The organism is Streptomyces sp. XY431 (genome assembly GCF_001279805.1).
GTDB classification, from domain to species: Bacteria; Actinomycetota; Actinomycetes; order Streptomycetales; family Streptomycetaceae; genus Kitasatospora; species Kitasatospora purpeofusca.
Map to the genome: position 1 here is coordinate 153,336 of NZ_LGDO01000483.1, position 17,822 is coordinate 171,157.

13 protein-coding genes are annotated in these 17,822 nt (G+C 74.9%); 1 reads left to right on the forward strand and 12 read right to left on the reverse strand.

Features of this window, described 5'->3' with window-relative positions:
• Positions 1–46 precede the first annotated feature (46 nt).
• From ADK60_RS32165 to bldG, 9 genes are all read right to left on the reverse strand, one after another.
• Positions 47–1,213, reverse strand: coding sequence for an alpha/beta hydrolase (locus tag ADK60_RS32165; RefSeq protein ID WP_053650521.1), 1,167 nt, complete (start codon positions 1,211–1,213; stop codon positions 47–49).
• A 233-nt stretch (positions 1,214–1,446) separates the two neighbouring features.
• Positions 1,447–2,658: a DNA polymerase III subunit delta' gene (locus tag ADK60_RS32170; protein WP_045939813.1), complete on the reverse strand. Its 1,212-nt coding sequence runs from the start codon at positions 2,656–2,658 to the stop codon at positions 1,447–1,449.
• A gap of 252 nt (positions 2,659–2,910) precedes the next feature.
• Positions 2,911–6,438, reverse strand: a complete 3,528-nt coding sequence (tmk, locus tag ADK60_RS32175; protein ID WP_063783327.1) for a dTMP kinase — start codon at positions 6,436–6,438, stop codon at positions 2,911–2,913.
• Positions 6,439–6,608: 170 nt separating this feature from the next.
• Entirely contained in the window at positions 6,609–9,509 is a 2,901-nt protein-coding gene (gene topA, locus ADK60_RS32180; RefSeq protein WP_053650522.1) for a type I DNA topoisomerase, read from the reverse strand.
• Between the two features lie 371 nt (positions 9,510–9,880).
• The gene (locus tag ADK60_RS32185; protein ID WP_053650523.1) at positions 9,881–10,321 is read right to left on the reverse strand and encodes a DUF3592 domain-containing protein; all 441 of its coding nucleotides are present in this window, start codon (positions 10,319–10,321) and stop codon (positions 9,881–9,883) included.
• A 274-nt stretch (positions 10,322–10,595) separates the two neighbouring features.
• A complete protein-coding gene (locus tag ADK60_RS32190) occupies positions 10,596–12,125 on the reverse strand; it encodes a DUF7059 domain-containing protein (protein ID WP_053650554.1) in 1,530 nt (509 codons plus the stop codon).
• 169 nt (positions 12,126–12,294) lie between these two features.
• The gene (locus ADK60_RS32195) at positions 12,295–12,993 is read right to left on the reverse strand and encodes a hypothetical protein (RefSeq protein ID WP_053650524.1); all 699 of its coding nucleotides are present in this window, start codon (positions 12,991–12,993) and stop codon (positions 12,295–12,297) included.
• 132 nt (positions 12,994–13,125) lie between these two features.
• On the reverse strand, positions 13,126–13,542 hold the full coding sequence (locus ADK60_RS32200; protein ID WP_045939807.1) for an ATP-binding protein: 417 nt from the start codon (positions 13,540–13,542) through the stop codon (positions 13,126–13,128).
• Between the two features lie 184 nt (positions 13,543–13,726).
• Positions 13,727–14,068, reverse strand: coding sequence for an anti-sigma factor antagonist BldG (gene bldG, locus ADK60_RS32205; RefSeq protein WP_030392670.1), 342 nt, complete (start codon positions 14,066–14,068; stop codon positions 13,727–13,729).
• A gap of 222 nt (positions 14,069–14,290) precedes the next feature.
• Here bldG and ADK60_RS32210 point away from each other — a divergent pair, with 222 nt between their 5' ends.
• Complete coding sequence (locus ADK60_RS32210; RefSeq protein WP_079008858.1) at positions 14,291–16,738, forward strand: DEAD/DEAH box helicase; 2,448 nt, start codon at positions 14,291–14,293, stop codon at positions 16,736–16,738.
• Positions 16,739–16,792: 54 nt separating this feature from the next.
• On the opposite strand, the gene ADK60_RS32215 is transcribed toward ADK60_RS32210, so the two are convergent.
• Genes ADK60_RS32215 through ADK60_RS48535 form a run of 3 tightly spaced genes read right to left on the reverse strand, consistent with a single transcriptional unit; the run spans position 16,793 to position 17,821 of the window.
• Positions 16,793–17,245, reverse strand: coding sequence for an Rv3654c family TadE-like protein (locus ADK60_RS32215; protein WP_053650525.1), 453 nt, complete (start codon positions 17,243–17,245; stop codon positions 16,793–16,795).
• Entirely contained in the window at positions 17,233–17,667 is a 435-nt protein-coding gene (locus ADK60_RS45245) for a TadE family type IV pilus minor pilin (protein ID WP_053650526.1), read from the reverse strand. The genes ADK60_RS32215 and ADK60_RS45245 overlap by 13 nt, the downstream gene beginning before the upstream one ends.
• A 19-nt stretch (positions 17,668–17,686) precedes the next feature.
• Entirely contained in the window at positions 17,687–17,821 is a 135-nt protein-coding gene (locus ADK60_RS48535) for a DUF4244 domain-containing protein (protein WP_234325951.1), read from the reverse strand.
• Position 17,822 lies beyond the last annotated feature (1 nt).

The window sequence follows — 17,822 nt, forward strand, 5'->3', positions numbered from 1 at the left end:
CTGCCACCCGGGGGTACCGGAAGCGTAGTGCCCGCGCCGGGCCTGGTCAGGACGCCTTGCCGAGCGTCTCGCCGAGGTACTGGGCCGCCTGCCGGACCAACCGCAGCCGGATCCGGTCCGCCGAGTAGTCGGTCGCGTTGTCGGAGATCCGCACCTCGGCGCGGGCGGCGGCGCCGGTGCCGCCGCGCAGGGCCGACTGGAGCTTGCGGGCGGCGTCCAGCCCGGCGGTGTCGGCCTTCCCGGCGGCGAGCAGCAGCCTCGGGGTCCCGGCGGCGGGCGCCTCGGCGCCGGTCCGGGCGAGCGCGGCGGGGTCGTACCGGCCGGAGACGGCGGCCGCCGCGCCGTACAGGTCGGGGCGGGCGAGGCCGGCCGCGGCCGCGCAGGGCGCGCCGTCCCCGACCCCGAGCGTGCCCCAGCCGGCCGGGCCGGGCGGCAGGGTGCGGAAGGTGGCCGCGATGGTGGTGCGCAGCGCCGCGTCGTCGGCGACAGCCATCGGAGCGGCGGCGACCAGCTCGCAGGGGTGCGCGGTGCCGTTCGGCGCCTCGGGGGCGACCAGGATGAACGGCTTGGACCTGGCGCTCTGCACGGCGGAGGAGAGGCCCTCGAAGACGTCCGGGACCTCGGTGTCCGCGGTCTTCCGGGGGGTGGCGGCGTGCATCACGACGACCGGGAAGCGGGCGTTCGGGTCCTTCGCGTACTGGGCGGGCAGCCAGACCCGGACGTTGCGCGGATGGCCGTCGGGGCCGGGGACGGCCGACTGGAGCAGTTCGCCGCCGCCCGGGTGGCCGACGCTGTCGAACCGGCTGACCACCGGCAGCGGGGAGGGCGTCGGCGTACTGGCCGAGGTGGCGGCGTCGACGGCCTCGACCGGCGGCGCGGCGGGTCGGACGCCGCCCGGCCCCTCGGCCCCGCCGCCGAACCCGTTGCCGGCCCCGCTCCCGTCGAACCGGTCGGCGGCCGAACCGGTCCGCCCGCCGGCCCCGCCGTCGATGTCCCCGAACGCGCCCAGTGCCGTCAGCAGCGTCAGCACGGTGACGCAGATCCCGCAGACCATCGCCCCGGCCGCCCGCACCAGCATCGGCCACTGGTCCCCGCTCAGTTCGTACGTCTCGGCGACCCGTAGGTCCCGCCAGCGCACGAGCGCGCCGCGGGCCAACCAGACCCCTCCCCCGGCGACGGCGAGCAGGGGAACGAGCAGAAGCGAACGGACCATGGGACGCACCACCTCGGAGGAGGGCCGGACGGGCGGTCGGGCCCGGCACCGTACGGGACGCGACGGCCCCGGCGGGGCGCAGTCGGCCCCCAGCGTGCAGGGCGAGCGGGACCTCGTACGAGGGTGCGCCCGGCGCGTATCGCTCGTTCACTCGAAAGTGGGACGCGGCAGTGGGGCGGGAAGCCGTACCGGCCCCGACGCGGGAAGCCCTACCGACCCCGGCCCGGCGGCGGTCAGCCCGCGCGCAGGGCCACCGTCATCGCCTCGACGGCCAGCAGCGGATCGACGTTGCGGTCCAGCGCCACCCGGCAGGCGAGGATCGCCTCGATCCGGCGCAGGGTGGACTCCGGCGGACCGGCCTGGGCGACCCGGTCGAGCGCCTGCCGCTGGTCCTCGTTGGCGAGCGTGCCGGTCGAGCCGAGCTGGATCGCCAGCACGTCCCGGTAGAAGCCGAGCAGGTCCAGCAGGGCGACGCCGAGGGTCTCGCGGCGGGTACGGGTGGCCCGGCTCTTCTGCCGCTTCTCGAGTTCCTTGACCGCGCCGGCCATGCCGCGCGGCGCCTTTCCGCCCTCGGCCGCGCCGTACACGGCCTTGAGGTCGTCGGTCTCCTTGCTGTCCTGGGTGTCGGCGAGCGCCTCGGCATCGGCCTTGGCGGTGTCGACCAGGCGCTGGGCGGCGGCCAGGCAGCCGCCGATGTCGCCGACCTCCAGCGGGATCCGCAGCACCTCGGTGCGCCGCGACCGGGCCTGGTCGTCGACGGCCAGCCGGCGCGAACGCTCGATGTCGCCCTGACCGGCCAGCGCGGCCAGCCGGGCGGTGTGCGGATCGACGCCGTCGCGCCGCACCAGCATGTCGGCGACCGCCTCGGCGGCCGGGGTGCGCAGCACCAGCAGCCGGCAGCGGGAGCGGATGGTCGGCAGCACGTCCTGCACGGAGGGGGCGCAGAGCAGCCAGACGGTGCGCGGGGAGGGCTCCTCCACGCCCTTGAGCAGCGCGTTGGCGGCGGCCTCGGTGAGCCGGTGGGCGGCGTCGACCAGGATCACCGACCAGCGGCCGCCGGTGGGGTAGCTGGAGGCGCGCAGCACGAGGTCGCGCATGTCGCCGACGCCGATGGACAGGCCGTCGGTGCGGACGTACTTCACGTCGGCGTGGCTGCCCGCGAGAACGGTGTGGCAGCCGTCGCAGAAGCCGCAGCCGGGGGTACCGCCGAGCGCGAGGTCGGGGCTGGTGCACTGGAGCGCGGCGGCGAAGGCCCGCGCGGCGGTGGTCTGGCCGGCCCCGGGAGGTCCGGTGAACAGCCACGCGTGCGTCATCAGCGAGGCGTTCGCGCCGGACACCGGCTCAGTGCCCCGCCCGGCGCCGACGATCGCCCCGGCCGCCCGGGCGGCACCGGTCAGCTGCTCGACCACCCGCTCCTGGCCCACCAGGTCGTCCCAGACGGCCACTGCTGCTCCCACGCTCGGTACGGACCTGCCGCCCCGCCCACAGCGGCGACGGCGGGAGCCGGAGGCCGCCGGACGGACCCGCCCGGCCTTCGTCTCCCGCTTCCCGCCGTCGAGCATACGTGCCCGGTACGACGTCGCCCGGTGCCTCCGGACCCGCCCCACCGGCACCGGCACCGGGACTACCGGCACCGGGACTACCGGCACCGGGCCGGGCCTACCGCGTTCCGGCTGTTCCCGCTCTGTTCCGGCCGGTCAGCTCCGACGGCCCCAGCGCCGGCCCTTGCCCTTGCCGTCGTCCTGGCCACCGTCACGCCGCCCGTCACCGGTGCCCGGACCGGCCTGGCCTGCCTGGCCCGTCGGAGCGGACTGACCGCCCTGGCCCCAGCTGGACCACTCCTCGCGGGTGCCGAGCAGGGTGTCGGTGAGACTCGGCAGGTCGTCGAGCGGGGTCTCCTCCGCCCAGTCCGGCCGGGGCCTCGCTTCGGCGGCGGGCGGCTGCTGCGGGTCGACCACCGGCAGCTCGCGGGTGCTGTCCACCGGACGGTCCGCCGACGCCGGACGGGGTCCGCTGCCCGGTCGGGCGTCCCGCCAAAGGCCCGGCGGAACCTCGCCCGGCGGAACCTGTCCCGACGGCACCGGTCCTGACGGAACCGGTCCTGACGGAACCGGTCCTGACGGAACCGGTCCTGACGGAACCTGCCCCGACGGCAGCTGTCCCCCGGGACGCCCCGGCTCGATCCTCGGCAGCACCGCAGTCCGGTCGGCCTCGTCCGCCGGGATCCGCGGCAGCACGGTCGTCTCGTCCGCCGGGATCCGCGGCAGCACCGTCGTCTCGTCCGCCGGAACGACCGGCAGCACCGCGGTCTCCGCGACGTCCGCGACATCCGCCGCCTCGCCGGGCCGCCCGACGGCGCCCCCGCCCAGCACCGGAAGCTCCCTGGTCGAGTCGCTGCCGTCCCGCCGGTCCGACGGCCCGGAGTCCTTCACGACCCGCAGCTCGGTGGTCACCGCGTCGTCCGGGCCCGCCCCGGCGGCACCCGGAACGTCCCCGCCCCGGCCCGTGCGCTCCGCACGCTCCGCCGCCTCGGCGGCCGCCGCAGCGGCAGCGGCCAGCGCGGCCGCCTGCGCCAGCCGGGCCTCCTCGGCCCGCTGCAGCGCCTCCTCCGCCCGACGCCGCTGCTCCTCCCGGGCCAGCTCGCGCTGACGCTGGAGCTCCGCCCGGGCGGCCGCCTCCTCGGCGAGCCGCTTGCGCTCGGCCTCCTCGACGGCCCGGCGCGCCTCTTCCTCGGCCCGCCGCTTCGCCTCTTCCTCGGCCCGCTTGCGGGCTTCCTCCTCCGCCCGGAGGCGGGCTTCCTCGGCGGCCTTGCGCGCGGCCTCGGCGGCGACCCGCTCGGCCTCCTCCTTCGCCAGCCGCTCCTTCTCCGCCTGCTCGGCCCTGAGCTGCGCCAGCACCTCCTGGCGCTTGCGCTCGGCGGCCTCCTCCTCGGCGCGCTTGCGGGCCTCCTCCTCGGCCCGGCGCCGGGCCTCCTCGGCGGCCTTGCGCTCCTGCTCGGCGCGGGCGGCCTTCTCCTGCTCGGAGAGCGGCAGCTCGCGGTCGAGCCGGTGGCGGATGGAGGTGGTGACCAGGCCGGGGGCCTGGCTGCCGTCGACGACCAGGTAGCGCGCCGGGTCGGCGGCGGCGAGCGCCAGGAAGCCGGAGCGCACCCGCTGGTGGAACTCGGTCGGCTCGGACTCCAGCCGGTCCAGCGCCTCGGTGAACCGCTCCCGGGCCCGGGTCGGGTCGACGTCCAGGACGACGGTCAGGTCGGGCATCAGCCCGCCGGTCGCCCAGCGGGAGATCCGGGCCACCTCGGTGGCGGCCAGGTCGCGGCCCGCGCCCTGGTAGGCGATCGAGGAGTCCATGTACCGGTCGGTGATGACCACCGCGCCGCGGGCCAGCGCCGGGCGGATCACGTTCTCGACGTGCTCGGCCCGGTCGGCCGCGTAGATCAGCGCCTCGGCGCGGTGCGAGAGGCCGGTGTTGCCGACGTCCAGGACGAGGCTGCGCAGCCGCTGCCCGATCGGGCTGCCGCCGGGCTCACGGGTGAGCACGACCTCGTGGCCCTTGCCCCGGATCCACTCGGCGAGCGCTTGGGCCTGGGTGGACTTGCCGGCGCCGTCGCCGCCCTCCAGGGCGATGAAGAAGCCGGTGCCCGCCCGGTGCGGGGCCGGACCGGTGGCACCGCGCACGGAGTCGACCAGGTCCCGGCCGAACGGCACGGTGCCGCGCCGGTCGTCGGTGCGCAGCAGCACGACGGCCGCCAGGACGAGGGTGAGCAGTCCGGCGGTGCCGACGGCCAGCGCCGCGCCGCCGTGGATGAAGGTGAACGAGCCGGGCTCGACGGCGCCGTACTGGACGTCCCCGTAGGCGGCGGCGATCAGCGGCAGGCCGACCAGCGCGGTGCCGACCACGACCCGCAGCACCGCGTAGAGGTGCTCGGTGACCTTGGGCAGCCGGGCCTCCTCGACCTCCAGGGCGAGCAGGCTGCGGCCGGTGGAGATCACCACGCCGGCGGCCAGCGCGGCCAGCACGGTGAGCAGCAGCAGGAGCACGAAGTCCAGCACCAGACCGGCCAGGACCAGCGCGATGCCCTCGGTGAGCAGCGCCAGGGCGAGCAGCCGGCGGCGGGAGAGCGTGGGCAGCACGGCCCGGGTGATCCGGATGCCCAGCGCGGGGACGCCGGTCGCGGCCAGCACCAGCAGGCCGTAGCCGATCGGCCCGGCGCGGTGCTCGACGGCGGTCAGCAGGGCCAGCGCGGCAACGCCGGCCATCGTCGCGTACCCGGCGGAGACCGCGAAGGTGAAGTACGGGGCGGCGCCGGTGCGGCCCTTGGCCAGGGCGGGGCCGGGGGTGGCATCGGTCGGGGCGCGCAGCCCCCGCAGCGGCGAGGACGGCGGCACCCGGACGGGACCGCCGGGCAGCTCCTGGACGTACACCCGGGCGGCCGAGACGGCGAACAGGGCGGCCGCGCCCAAGGCGGCGAAGGTGGTCTGGTGGGCGCGCAGCCAGTCCGAGCCGATCGCCGCGAAGACGTTGTTCAGCAGGGTGAGCACGACGAGCGCGCCGGCACCGAGCGGCAGCGCGGCCCACCCGGTGCGGTGGTCCAGGGTCCGGACGGTGGCCAGGTTGGCGGCGGACGGCCGCCGCTCGCCGGCCGGGGCGTAAGGGTCGACGGGCGGCAGCAGGGCCGGGACGGCCGCGGCCTTGGCGATCGCCCAGACCCGCTCGGCGGCGCCGGTCAGGAACACGGTGGCGAGCAGCGCCCAGGTCGCGGCGCCGGAGGGCTCGGGGCCGGAGCCCAGCCAGACGATCCACCACGGGGCGACGCCGATCAGCACGACCCGCAGCACATCGGGGCCGAACAGCGTCCAGCGCCGGTCGAGCTTCCCGGTGAGCAGCCCGTGCACCGGACCGAGCAGCGCGGCGCCGACCAGCCCGGTGGCGGCCAACCGGGTGGCGAGGACGGCGGCGACCGCGAAGGCGAGGCTGCGCGGCAGGTCGCCGAACTGCCGGCCGAGCACGGCGGCGACCACGGTGAGCATCAGCAGCACCAGCAGGCCGAGCCGGTCCGCGGTGCCGCCGATCAGCTGGGTGGTCCACAGGCGCCGGTAGGGGCGCAGCCGCAGCAGCGCCCGGATCCGCTCGCCGGCGGTCCCGGCAGGCGCGACCTCGGGCAGGTCCGGCGTACCGCCCGGTCCGGCCGCCGCGGCGCTGGGGGTGGGCTGCTCCTCGCTCGTCATACGGTCAGCGTAGCGGTCGGGGCATGGCGCAAAAGAGGGGAGCACGGCTCCGGACGGGCGCCGCCACCGGGTTGTGACAGACCGCGTACGCCCCTGTCACGCCCCGCCCGCGAACGGGACGGGCCCGCGCCGCCGGAGCGGACGCGGGCCCGGGTGCCACCGACCGGGGATCAGCCCTCGTCGATGGCGGTGGACTTGCTCGCGGCGGTGCTGCTCGCCGCGGTCTTGGTGGCCGCCGTCTTGGCCGCCGCCGTCTTGGTGGCGGCCTTCTTCACGGTGGTGGTCTTCTTCGCCGCCGTCTTGGCCGCCGTCGTGGTCTTCTTGGCCGCGGTCTTCGTCGCGGTCTTCTTGGCCGCGGCCTTCTTCGCCGGAGCCTTCTTCGCCGTCTTCTTCACCGGCCCGCGCGCCCGCTTCTCGGCGAGCAGCTCGTAGCCGCGCTCGGGCGTGATGGTCTCGACCTCGTCGTCCTTGCGGAGCGTCGCATTGGTCTCGCCGTCGGTCACGTACGGGCCGAACCGGCCGTCCTTGACCACCACCGGACGCTCACTGACCGGGTCGGTGCCCAGCTCCTTGAGCGGCGGCGCGGCGGCGGCCCGGCCGCGCTGCTTGGGCTGGGCGTAGATCGCCAGCGCCTCCTCCAGCGTGACCGTGAACAGCTGCTCCTCGTCGGTGAGCGAACGGGAGTCGGTGCCGCGCTTGAGGTACGGGCCGTAGCGGCCGTTCTGCGCGGTGATCTCCACGCCCTCCTGGTCGACGCCGACCACGCGCGGCAGCGAGAGCAGCTTCAGCGCCTCGTCCAGGGTGACGGTGTCCGGCGACATCGTCTTGAACAGCGAGGCGGTCCGCGGCTTGACCGCGTTCTTGCCCGTCTTGGGGGTGCCCTCGGGCAGGATCTCGGTGACGTACGGGCCGTAGCGGCCGTCCTTGGCGACCAGCATGTTGCCGGAAACCGGGTCCGGGCCGAGCTCGAAGTCGCCGCTGGGCCTGGCCAGCAGCTCCTCGGCGAGCTCGACGGTCAGCTCGTCCGGCGGCAGCTCGTCCGGGATGTCGGCGCGCTGGCCGGGCTCGCCCTCGACCTCGGAGGCACGCTCCACGTAGGGGCCGTAGCGGCCGACCCGCAGGGTGATGTCGTCGCTGATCCGGAACGAGCTGATCTCCCGGGCGTCGATCGCGCCGAGGTCGGTGACCAGTTCCTTCAGACCGCCGAGGTGGTCGCCGTCGCCGTTGCCGGCCTCGGCGGCGCCGCCCGCGATCAGGCCCTCGCCGGCGCCCTCGCCGAAGTAGAAGCGCTTCAGCCACGGCACGGACTTCGCCTCACCGGCGGCGATCCGGTCGAGGTCGTCCTCCATCCTCGCGGTGAAGTCGTAGTCGACCAGCCGACCGAAGTGCTTCTCCAGCAGGTTGACCACGGCGAAGGAGAGGAACGACGGCACCAGCGCCGTCCCCTTCTTGAAGACGTACCGACGGCCGATGATGGTGTCGATGATCGAGGCGTAGGTGGAGGGACGGCCGATCTCCCGGTCCTCCAGCTCCTTGACCAGCGAGGCCTCGGTGTAGCGGGCCGGGGGCTTGGTCGCGTGGCCCTCGGCGGTGAGCTGCTCGGCGGCCAGCGGGTCGCCCTCGGTGACCTGCGGCAGCCGGCGCTCGCGGTCGTCCAGCTCGGCGTTCGGGTCGTCGGCGCCCTCGACGTAGGCCTTGAGGAAGCCGTGGAAGGTGATGATCTTGCCGGAGGCGGAGAACTCGGCGTCCCGGCCGTCGGCGGCCCGGCCGCCCACCTTCACGGTGACCGACTGGCCGACCGCGTCCTTCATCTGGGAGGCGACGGTGCGCATCCAGATCAGCTCGTACAGCCTGAAGTCGTCGCCGGCCAGGCCGGTCTCGGCCGGGGTGCGGAAGCGGTCGCCGGACGGGCGGACGGCCTCGTGCGCCTCCTGGGCGTTCTTCACCTTGGAGGCGTAGGTGCGGGGCGCGTCCGGCAGGTAGTCGGCGCCGTACAGCTGGGTGACCTGCGTCCGGGCGGCGTTGATCGCGGTCTCCGACAGCGTGGTGGAGTCGGTACGCATGTAGGTGATGAAGCCGTTCTCGTACAGCTTCTGGGCCACCTGCATGGTCCGCTTGGCACCGAAGCCCAGCTTGCGGCTGGCCTCCTGCTGGAGCGTGGTGGTGCGGAACGGCGCGTACGGCGAGCGGCGGTACGGCTTGGACTCGACGCCGCGCACCGAGAACGCGGTCTGCTCCAGGGCGGCGGCCAGCGCGCGGGCGGCCTGCTCGTCCAGGTGCAGGGTGTTGGCGCTGCCCGCCTTGAGCCGGCCGTCCTGGCCGAAGTCGCGGCCGCTGGCGATCCGCTTGCCGTCGACGGAGGACAGCCGGGCGCCGAAGTTCTCCGGGTTGGCGGCGTCGGCCGCGGTGCGGCCGGTGCCGAAGGTGCCGACCAGGTCCCAGTACGAGGCCGAGCGGAACGCGATCCGCTCCCGCTCGCGCTCGACGACCAGCCGGGTCGCCACGGACTGCACGCGGCCCGCCGACAGCTTCGGCATGACCTTCTTCCAGAGCACCGGCGAGACCTCGAAGCCGTACAGGCGGTCGAGGATGCGGCGGGTCTCCTGGGCGTCGACCAGACGCTGGTTCAGCTCGCGCGGGTTGGCCACGGCCTCCTGGATGGCGGCCTTGGTGATCTCGTGGAACACCATCCGGTGCACCGGCACCTTGGGCTTGAGCACCTGCTGGAGGTGCCACGCGATGGCCTCGCCCTCGCGGTCCTCATCGGTGGCGAGGAAGAGCTCGTCGGACTCCGCCAGGAGCGACTTCAGCTTGCTGACCTGGGACTTCTTGTCCGCGTTCACCACGTAGATCGGGGCGAAGTCGTGGTCGACGTCCACCCCGAGGCGGCGCACCTCGCCGGTGTACTTGTCCGGGACCTCGGCGGCCGTGCTCGGGAGGTCGCGAATGTGCCCGACGCTCGCCTCGACGATGTAGCCGGGGCCAAGGTAGCCCTTGATCGTCTTCGCCTTGGCCGGCGACTCGACAATGACGAGTCGCTGTCCGTGCGCGGTCTCGCTGCTCGGGGACACCTTCGCTCTTCTCTCCCGGTCGTTATGTGAGCTGGTCGGCGCTGGCAGCACGGGCTGCGCTCCGCCCGACCCCTCCACCGACCCGGGGCTGCCGCTGTACGACGACCCCACCAGCGGAGTGTGACCGTACCCCGGCCACCCTTGTCAAACGGACGGTTCCCGCGATTTCACCGGCAAGGCCGACCGACGCCACTCGAACGGTAACCCGACGACGACGGATCGCGCCCTGCGGAGGGGGGCTTCGGCGGGTTTCGAAGGATGGAATGACGGATTTCAAAATCTGTCAACGGAATACGGGTGCGCCCGGGCGCCGTGGATGGTAGGCGGCGGCGACCGGGACCGGGCCTCGGTCGCGGCGCGGGGCCCGGCGGCTAGGCCGCGGCGAGGAGCAGGACCGCTCCGGCGGCCAGGCAGCCGAGGCCGAGCGCCGTCCACAGCAGGTCGGCGACCAGCGGCCGGGGACCGGCCTCCTCCGCCGCCAGCACCGCGTGGCCGGGGCGGTGCGGATCGTAGGCGATACGTACCGAACCGCCCGGTACCAGGTGGGCCGGGCGGCGCAGCGGGGTGTGGCCCCGGGGCCGGGTCAGCACCAGCTCGCCGGCCTCGACGCCCGGCGCGCCCCCGGTCCGGCCGGCCGGGACCGGGCGGGTGGCGAAGGAGAGCAGGGGCGCGCTGTCGAGCGCCCCGTGGACGTCGGACTCGGGGACCACGGTGGCGACGGCCGGCAGTCCCCGGCGCCGGATCCGGTGGCGCAAGCGCGCTTCGGCGGCGCACCAGAGCAGGAGTGCGCCGCCGAAGAGGGCGAGTATCACGCCACCCGCCGTCGCCGTCGTCGTTTCCACCCCGGCCGCCCCCAGTCCTGTCCACAGCCTGTGGACAGAGCCTCACAGTCCTGGACGAACGAGGGGGAGATGTTCGGCGACCGCCCGGCGAACCAGGGGAAACAGTGGGGTGAACCGGGTGCCGTCGGCGAACGCCGAGGACCGGGCGTCGGGGCATGCCGACGCCCGGGCCCGGGCGCGTCCCGTCCGTCCCCGTCCGTCCCCGTCCTTCGCGTCCGTCCCGTCCCGTCCTGGGTGCCCGCGGTCAGGACGCGGGCTGGATGAACCCCTGCTCGGTGAGCAGCCGCAGCGACTCCGGCACCCGGTCGCGCAGCACCACCCGGTCCTCGCCCAGCAGTTGCGCGATCGCGTCGACGATCTCGCCCGCCGACAGCGTCCCGTCGCACACCCCGACGAAGCCCGCGCCCACCGTGTCCACCTTGGTGGCACGCCGCATCCCGCGGTTGTGGCGCAGGACCACGTGCTCCGGGTCCTCCGCCCCCGGGGCACCCACCTGCTCCTGGACCACCTCGTCGGCCAGCACGTACCGCGCCGCCAGCAGGCCCGCGTCGTCGTGGGTACGCAGGAAGTCCTGCCGGTCGAACCACTCCTCGATGTGCGGGCCGAGCGGCTGCTCGACCGGGTGCGGCCACTCCTCCACCCGGACGGTCGGACGCTCGGCACCGCCCGCACGCAGGGTGATCCAGCCAAATCCGATGCCTTCGACCCGGCCGGCCTCGAAGGCGTCCAGCCACTCCCCGTACCGGGCCTGGTAATCGCCGCCGGCGCCGCGGTGGTCACCGCCGTCGCGCAGCCACAGCTCCGCGTACTGGGCCACGTCCTGCACCTCGCGCTGGACGATCCAGGCGTCCAGCCCGGTCCCGGCCACCCAGCCGGCCAGCCGGTCCTGCCAGTCCTCGCCCTTGACGTGCTGCCAGTTGGCCAGCAGCTGGCAGTGCCCGCCCGGCTCCAGGTGGTCGGCGGCCGAGCGGACCAGGCTGCGGCACAGGTCGTCGCCGGCCATCCCGCCGTCCCGGTAGGTGAACCGCCCACCCGGCGAGATCACGAACGGCGGATTGGAGACGATCAGGTCGAACCGCCGCTCCCCCACCGGCTCGAAGAGGCTGCCGGCGACGGTCTCCGTATTGTCGAAACCGGACAGCGCCAGGGTCAGCTCGGTGAAGCGCAGTGCCCGCTCGTTGAGGTCGGTGGCGGTCACCCGCTGGGCGTGCCGGGCGGCGTGCAGCGCCTGCACGCCCGAGCCGGAACCGAGGTCCAGCACCGAGCGGACCGGTCGGCGCACCGTGATGTTGGCCAGGGTGGTGGACGCGCCGCCCACCCCGAGCACGAGGTCCTTGCGGGCCACGCCGTGCGCGGTCTCCCCGGAGCCGATCCCACCCGCTCCGCCGACCGCACAGCCCAGGTCGGAGACCACCCAGGCGTCCGAACTCGGCAGCCCGGACACCTCGTTCGCATAGGGCCGGACATCCACGGTGGCGCGCACCGAGTCACCGTCCGGGCGCAGCCAGCCGTCGGCCAGGCAGTCCTCCACCGGCAGCGCGGCGGCGGCCGCCCGGTAGGGCACGGGCTGCTGCAGCAGGAAGAGCCGCACCAGCGTCTCCAGCGGGCTGCCGCCGCGGGTCGCCCGCAGCGCGGGCACCGCCTCACTGCGGGCCAGCGCCGCGTACCCGGTGGGCCCGAGCAGGTCCAGGCAGCCGTCGGCGGTGTACGAGGCGGCGAGCAGCGCCTCGCGCAGTTTGGCGAGGCGGGTCGGGTCGAGAACGGGGCTACTGATCCCCCCGCCATTGTCCCCCGCCCGCCCGGCTGTCCCGTCCCCAACACCTACTCCCCCAACACCGCCGTCCCCAGCACAACCGCCCCCTCGGCCGATGGCCGAGGGGGGTGGGTCGGGCGGGCCCGTCGGGACCGGACGGTCGTGCGGAAGCCGGTGGGTCGAAGCGGGATCAGCTCGCCGAGACGGTGGGCGCCGGAGTCGACGGCGCCTGGGTACCGGGGGCATCGGTCGCCGCCGGGCTCGCACCGCCCGCCGTCCCGTCCGCAGGTGCGCCCGTGGCCCCGTCCGACGCTCCGCCGGTCGCCGGAGACGTCGGAGCGGCCGCGGCCGAACCCGGCTTGCACCCCTCCTGCTTGGCCATCGCCGAACCCAGGTCACCGCGCTGGAGCTTGCCCTGCGCCTGGGTGGAGAGCGAGGCCAGCTGCTGCACTTGGTCGGCCACGCTTCGCAGCCCGTCGGCGAACTTCGCCTGGTCGGCGTTGGGGAGCGCGTCCAGCTTCTTCTGGACCTCCAGGTAGCCGTCGGCCGCCTTGGTGAGCTCGGTGACGGTGTCCTTCTGCAGGCTCGCGCCGTCGTCGACCTTGGGCGCACCGGCGCCGTCGATGGCGGCGGCGATGTCCTGGTTGGTCTTCGCCAGTCGGCCGATGTCCGCCGAGAGGCGCTTCTGGAGGTCGGCCGGGGCCTCGCCGGTCTTCACCTGGCCGGTGTCCGCCAGAGCGGTCTGCGCCTGGGCGATCGGGTCCTTGGCCGCGCCGCACACGTTCGCCGCCCAGGACTCCAGCTGCTTGCTGTTGTCGTCGCCGCAGCCGACGGCGCCGAACGCGAGCAGCGCCCCGAGCGCGGGTACGGCCAGCAGTCGCTTGTTCACCGGGAGAGCCCTTTCGGTTTCGGTCGTCGAACTGCGAACCTACACGGCCGCCGCTCGACCCCCGATTCCCGTTCGGACCCGCTCTTCCGCTCCGGTCCGCTCACCCGTCCGCCGGGCACCCGCCCGTCGCGCTCAGACGGCGAGCGCGTCCGCCGAGACCGGCCAGCTCATCCGGATCAGACCGCCGCCGGCGCCGCTGGTGACCTCCAGGTCCTCGACCAGGCCGGTGAGCACAGCGAGGCCCAGGGTGTCCTCGTCCGGGTCGCCGCCGTCCGCCGCGGTGGTCGGGACGGTGTCGAGGCCCGCTTCGTCCTCGACCTCGATGAGGAAACGCTTCTCCTGGTCGACCAGCGCGACGCGCACCGCGCCGGTCACGCCACCGCGACGGTGCAGGCCGACCGCGCGCGAGCACGCCTCGCCGACGGCGAGGCGCACCTCGTCGAGCACCGACTCGTCGACCCCCGCCCGTCTGGCCACTGCCGCGGCCACCAGCCGGGCCGTCCGCACGTGCTCGGGAAGCGCGCTGAATCGAAGTTCGACGGTTGCCATCTCTTCCCCCTCGGGGTGTTCCGACCGAGGCCGGACATACGGCCCCGGTCGCTGCGGGCCGGCAACAGCCGACCCGGGGACGACCGGACGGACCGGGGCCACGCGGCCCCGGCGCCCGGACGCATGAGGATCGGACGGGCCGGTCACGGAGGACCGGCCCGGTCCGGTCGATCGGGTCGACTGATCAGTCGGTCGCCTGGACCGCGTCCTCGACCGAGGTGTGGATCGGGAACACCTTGGTCAGACCGGTGATCCGGAAGATCTTCAGAATGCGCTCCTGGTTGCACACCAGGCGCAGCGAGCCCTCGTGGGCACGCACCCGCTTCAGCCCGCCCACCAGCACACCGAGGCCGGTGGAGTCCAGGAAGTCCACGCCCTCCATGTCGACGACGAGGTGGTAGCTGCCGTCGTTGACGAGCTCGACCAGCTGCTCGCGCAGCTTGGGGGCGGTGTACACATCGATCTCGCCGCCAACCTCGACGACCGTGCGGTCGCCGACTGTACGGGTCGACAGGGACAGGTCCACGGAACCTCCAGCACCTTGCCTTGCTACGTCATTGCGATCCTCGGCCGGACGGCCGTCACCGCATGGTCGCGAACCCCGGGCACACCCAGCGAATGCGTGGCAAGCCTCGGCGCTGCGACCCCCGGCCGTACGGCCGTCAGGGCCACATTCAACCACCTGCGACCATGACCGCACGATGGCTTAGGACGATTCTCCGTCACGCCGGTGACACACTGGGTCCTCATGCCGCCGCGTCACAGCCTGCCCGAGGCACTGCTCATGACCCTGTCCACCGCCCGGGGGCGGGCGGACCGGCTCACCCATACGGAGCACCTTCCCGCCCGGCCCGCCCGTTATGCGCCGTGGCCCGACTGGATCCGGCCCGAGATCGCCTCGGCCGCCCAGGACATGGGAGTCCGGCAGCCCTGGGCCCACCAGGCGGAGGCAATGAATCTGGCCAAATCCGGTCAATCTGTGGTGATCGCCACAGGAACCGCCTCGGGCAAGTCGCTCGGCTACCTGGCGCCGGTGCTGTCCGACCTGCTGGACGGCACCGAGGCACGCAACGGCCGGGGCGCGACCGCGCTCTACCTCGCCCCCACCAAGGCACTCGCCGCCGACCAGCGCCGCCGGGCCGCGGAACTCGCCCCGCCCCGCGTCCGGGCCGCCCTCTACGACGGCGACACCCCGCCCGAGGAACGCGAGTGGGTCCGCCAGTACGCCTCCTACGTCCTCACCAATCCGGACATGCTGCACCGGGGCATCCTGCCCGCGCACGCCCGCTGGTCCTCCTTCCTCAAGACGCTTCGCTACGTCGTGATCGACGAGTGCCACAGCTACCGCGGCGTGTTCGGCTCGCACGTGGCCCAGGTGCTGCGCCGGCTGCGGCGGATCTGTGCCCGCTACGGCTCCTCTCCCGTCTTCCTGCTCGCCTCCGCCACCACCGCCGACCCGGCCGTCACCGCCCGCCGGCTGACCGGCCTGCCCGCCGCCGCGGTCACCGACGACGCCTCCCCGCGCGGCCCGATGGTCTTCGGGCTGTGGGAACCGCCCCTCACCGAGAACGTCGGCGAGCAGGGTGCGCCGGTCCGCCGGACCGCCACCGCCGAGGCCGCCCACCTGCTCACCGACCTGGTCGAGCGGGAGACCCGCACCGTTGTCTTCGTCCGCTCCCGGCGGGCCGCCGAACTCGTCGCACTCCAGGCCCAGGACCAGCTGGGCCGCCCGCTCGCCGACCGGGTCGCCGCCTACCGCGGCGGCTACCTCGCCGACGAGCGCCGGACCCTGGAACGCGACCTGCACTCCGGCCGGCTGCTCGGCCTCGCCTCCACCTCCGCCCTCGAACTCGGGGTCGACATCTCCGGTCTGGACGCCGTCCTGATGGCCGGATACCCGGGCACCCGGGCCTCGCTCTGGCAGCAGGCCGGCCGGGCCGGACGGGAGGCCCAGGGCGCGCTCGCCGTCCTGATCGCCCGGGACGACCCGCTGGACACCTATCTGGTGCACCACCCGGAGGCGCTGTTCGCCACCCCGGTCGAGGCCACCGTGCTCGACCCGGACAACCCGCACGTACTCGCCCCGCACCTGTGCGCCGCCGCCGCCGAGCTGCCGCTCACCGACAGCGACCTGGAGCTGTTCGGCCCCTCGGCCGCTCCGCTGCTCCCGGTCCTGGAGCGCCGCGGGCTGCTCCGCCGGCGCGGCGAGGCCTGGTACTGGACCCGCCGCGAGCGGGCCGCCGACGCCGTCGACCTGCGAGGCAGCGGCGGCAGCCCGGTGCAGATCGTCGAGGCGCCGACCGGCCGACTGCTCGGCACCGTGGACGCCTCCGCCGCCCACACCACCGTGCACACCGGGGCCGTCCACCTCCACCGGGGCCGTACCTACCTCGTCCGGGACTTCGACCTGGAGAACTCGGTCGCCCTGGTCGAGCCCGCCGACCCGCCCTACACGACCTCCGCCAGGGACATCACCTCCATCTCCGTCCTCTCCACCGACACCACCGTCGACTGGGGCGAGGGCCGGCTCTGCTTCGGTTCGGTGGAGGTGGTCAACCAGGTGGTCGGCTACCTCCGCAAGCGGATCTCCACCGGGGAGATCATGGGCGAGAGCAAGCTCGACCTGCCACCCCGCACCCTGCGCACCCGGGCCGTCTGGTGGTCCGTCACCGAGGACCAGCTGATCGACGCGGATATCCCGCCCGACCAACTGCCCGGCGCCGCCCATGCCGCCGAGCACGCCTCGATCGGCCTGCTCCCGCTCTTCGCCACCTGCGACCGCTGGGACATCGGCGGTGTCTCGGTGCCGCTGCACCCCGACACCGGGCTGCCCACCGTCTTCGTCTACGACGGCCACCCCGGTGGGGCCGGCTTCGCCGAACGCGGCTTCCGGCGGGCCGTGCAGTGGCTGACCGCCACCCGGGAGGCGATCGCCGCCTGCGAGTGCGAGCGCGGCTGCCCGTCCTGCGTCCAGTCGCCCAAGTGCGGCAACGGGAACGACCCGCTCGACAAGGCGGCCGCCGTCCGGCTGCTGGACATCCTGCTCGCCGGCGCTCCCAGTGCGGCGGGGACGGCGGCGGGGGATGCGGAGGTCGAGAAGGTGGACCCGGAAACCGCTGGGACGGCCGAGGCAGCCGAGGAGGCCGAGGAGGCCGGCGGATCCACCGACCGGCCGGAAGACCGACCGGCCGACTGACCGGCCGATCGACCCACCGCGACCGGTCCGACGGGCGGGCACCCGCCCGGGGGCTCACGGGCCGCCTCCAGCCGGACCGGCCTCGCCCAGGGCAACCCGCGCATCCTCGTCCGTCGGCGGGACCGCGGCCCGAAGCGGTCCGGCGCGGGCCCGGGCCCGCGCCGGACCGACCGGCAGCCGCACCGGCAGCCCCGTGACCGGCACCTCCGCCACCACCTCCACGGCGTCCGCCGGGAGGTCGGTCGCGCAGGAGACCACGGCGGCCGCCTGCGCCGCCGCCACGGCCCTCGCCCGGGCGCAGCCTCCGTCCGCGTCCACCAGCAGCCGGTCGGCCGCCGCCAGCGCGGCCAGGTCCGCGGCGGACTCCGCGCGGTGGCGGGCCCCGACCACCACGCCCAATGAGAGCGCGGCGGTGAACGCCACACAGCCGAGCAGGACACCCGCCAGCAGCCAGACCGTCGCCGAGCCGGTGTCCGACCGCCGCCCACGAGCCCTCACCCCGGCCACGGACCACCACCTCCCTCCGCTCCTTGCAGGGTGTCCTCCCTGGCCGCGACCGCCGTGGCACTCACCCGCACCGCGAGCACCTCCGCGAACCGCCCCGGCGCCCCGTACGGCGCGTCCACGGTGACCCGGACGGTGTCGGGCGCCAGGTCGACCAGGACCGCCGCCCCGGGTGGCGCGGCCGCCCGCGCCACCCCGGCGGCGTCGGCCTCCCCACGCGCGGCCGCCCTGGCTCCCACTCGTGCCGCGTCGACACAGCGGAGTTGGGCGGCTGCCGCGAGGACGGCCCAGACCAGCAGCGCGGCCAGCAGCACCAGCACCGGCAGCGCGACGGCGGTCTCGGCGGTGACGAACCCGGCATCGCCGCGCCGTCGCCCCCTCGTCCACCTCGTCCACCTCGGCGGCCTGGGCGGCCTGGGCTCCACGGGCGGCCCCGACGACGGGTCAGGTCGCATGGAGCGCCCGGTCCAGGGCGGCGTGCAGCGCGTCCATCACCGCCGCACTGGTCGCCACCTTGTAGAGCGCGGCCGCCACGGCGCACGCCCCGAGCGTGCCGACCGCGTACTCCGACGTGGTCATT

Coding starts and splice junctions, on each gene's coding strand:
- ADK60_RS32200 (WP_045939807.1), bottom strand. CDS start 13,542: ATGGCAACCGTCGAACTTCGATTCAGCGCGCTTCCCGAGCACGTGCGG.
- tmk (WP_063783327.1), bottom strand. CDS start 6,438: ATGACGAGCGAGGAGCAGCCCACCCCCAGCGCCGCGGCGGCCGGACCG.
- ADK60_RS32210 (WP_079008858.1), top strand. CDS start 14,291: ATGCCGCCGCGTCACAGCCTGCCCGAGGCACTGCTCATGACCCTGTCC.
- ADK60_RS48535 (WP_234325951.1), bottom strand. CDS start 17,821: ATGACCACGTCGGAGTACGCGGTCGGCACGCTCGGGGCGTGCGCCGTG.
- ADK60_RS32165 (WP_053650521.1), bottom strand. CDS start 1,213: ATGGTCCGTTCGCTTCTGCTCGTTCCCCTGCTCGCCGTCGCCGGGGGA.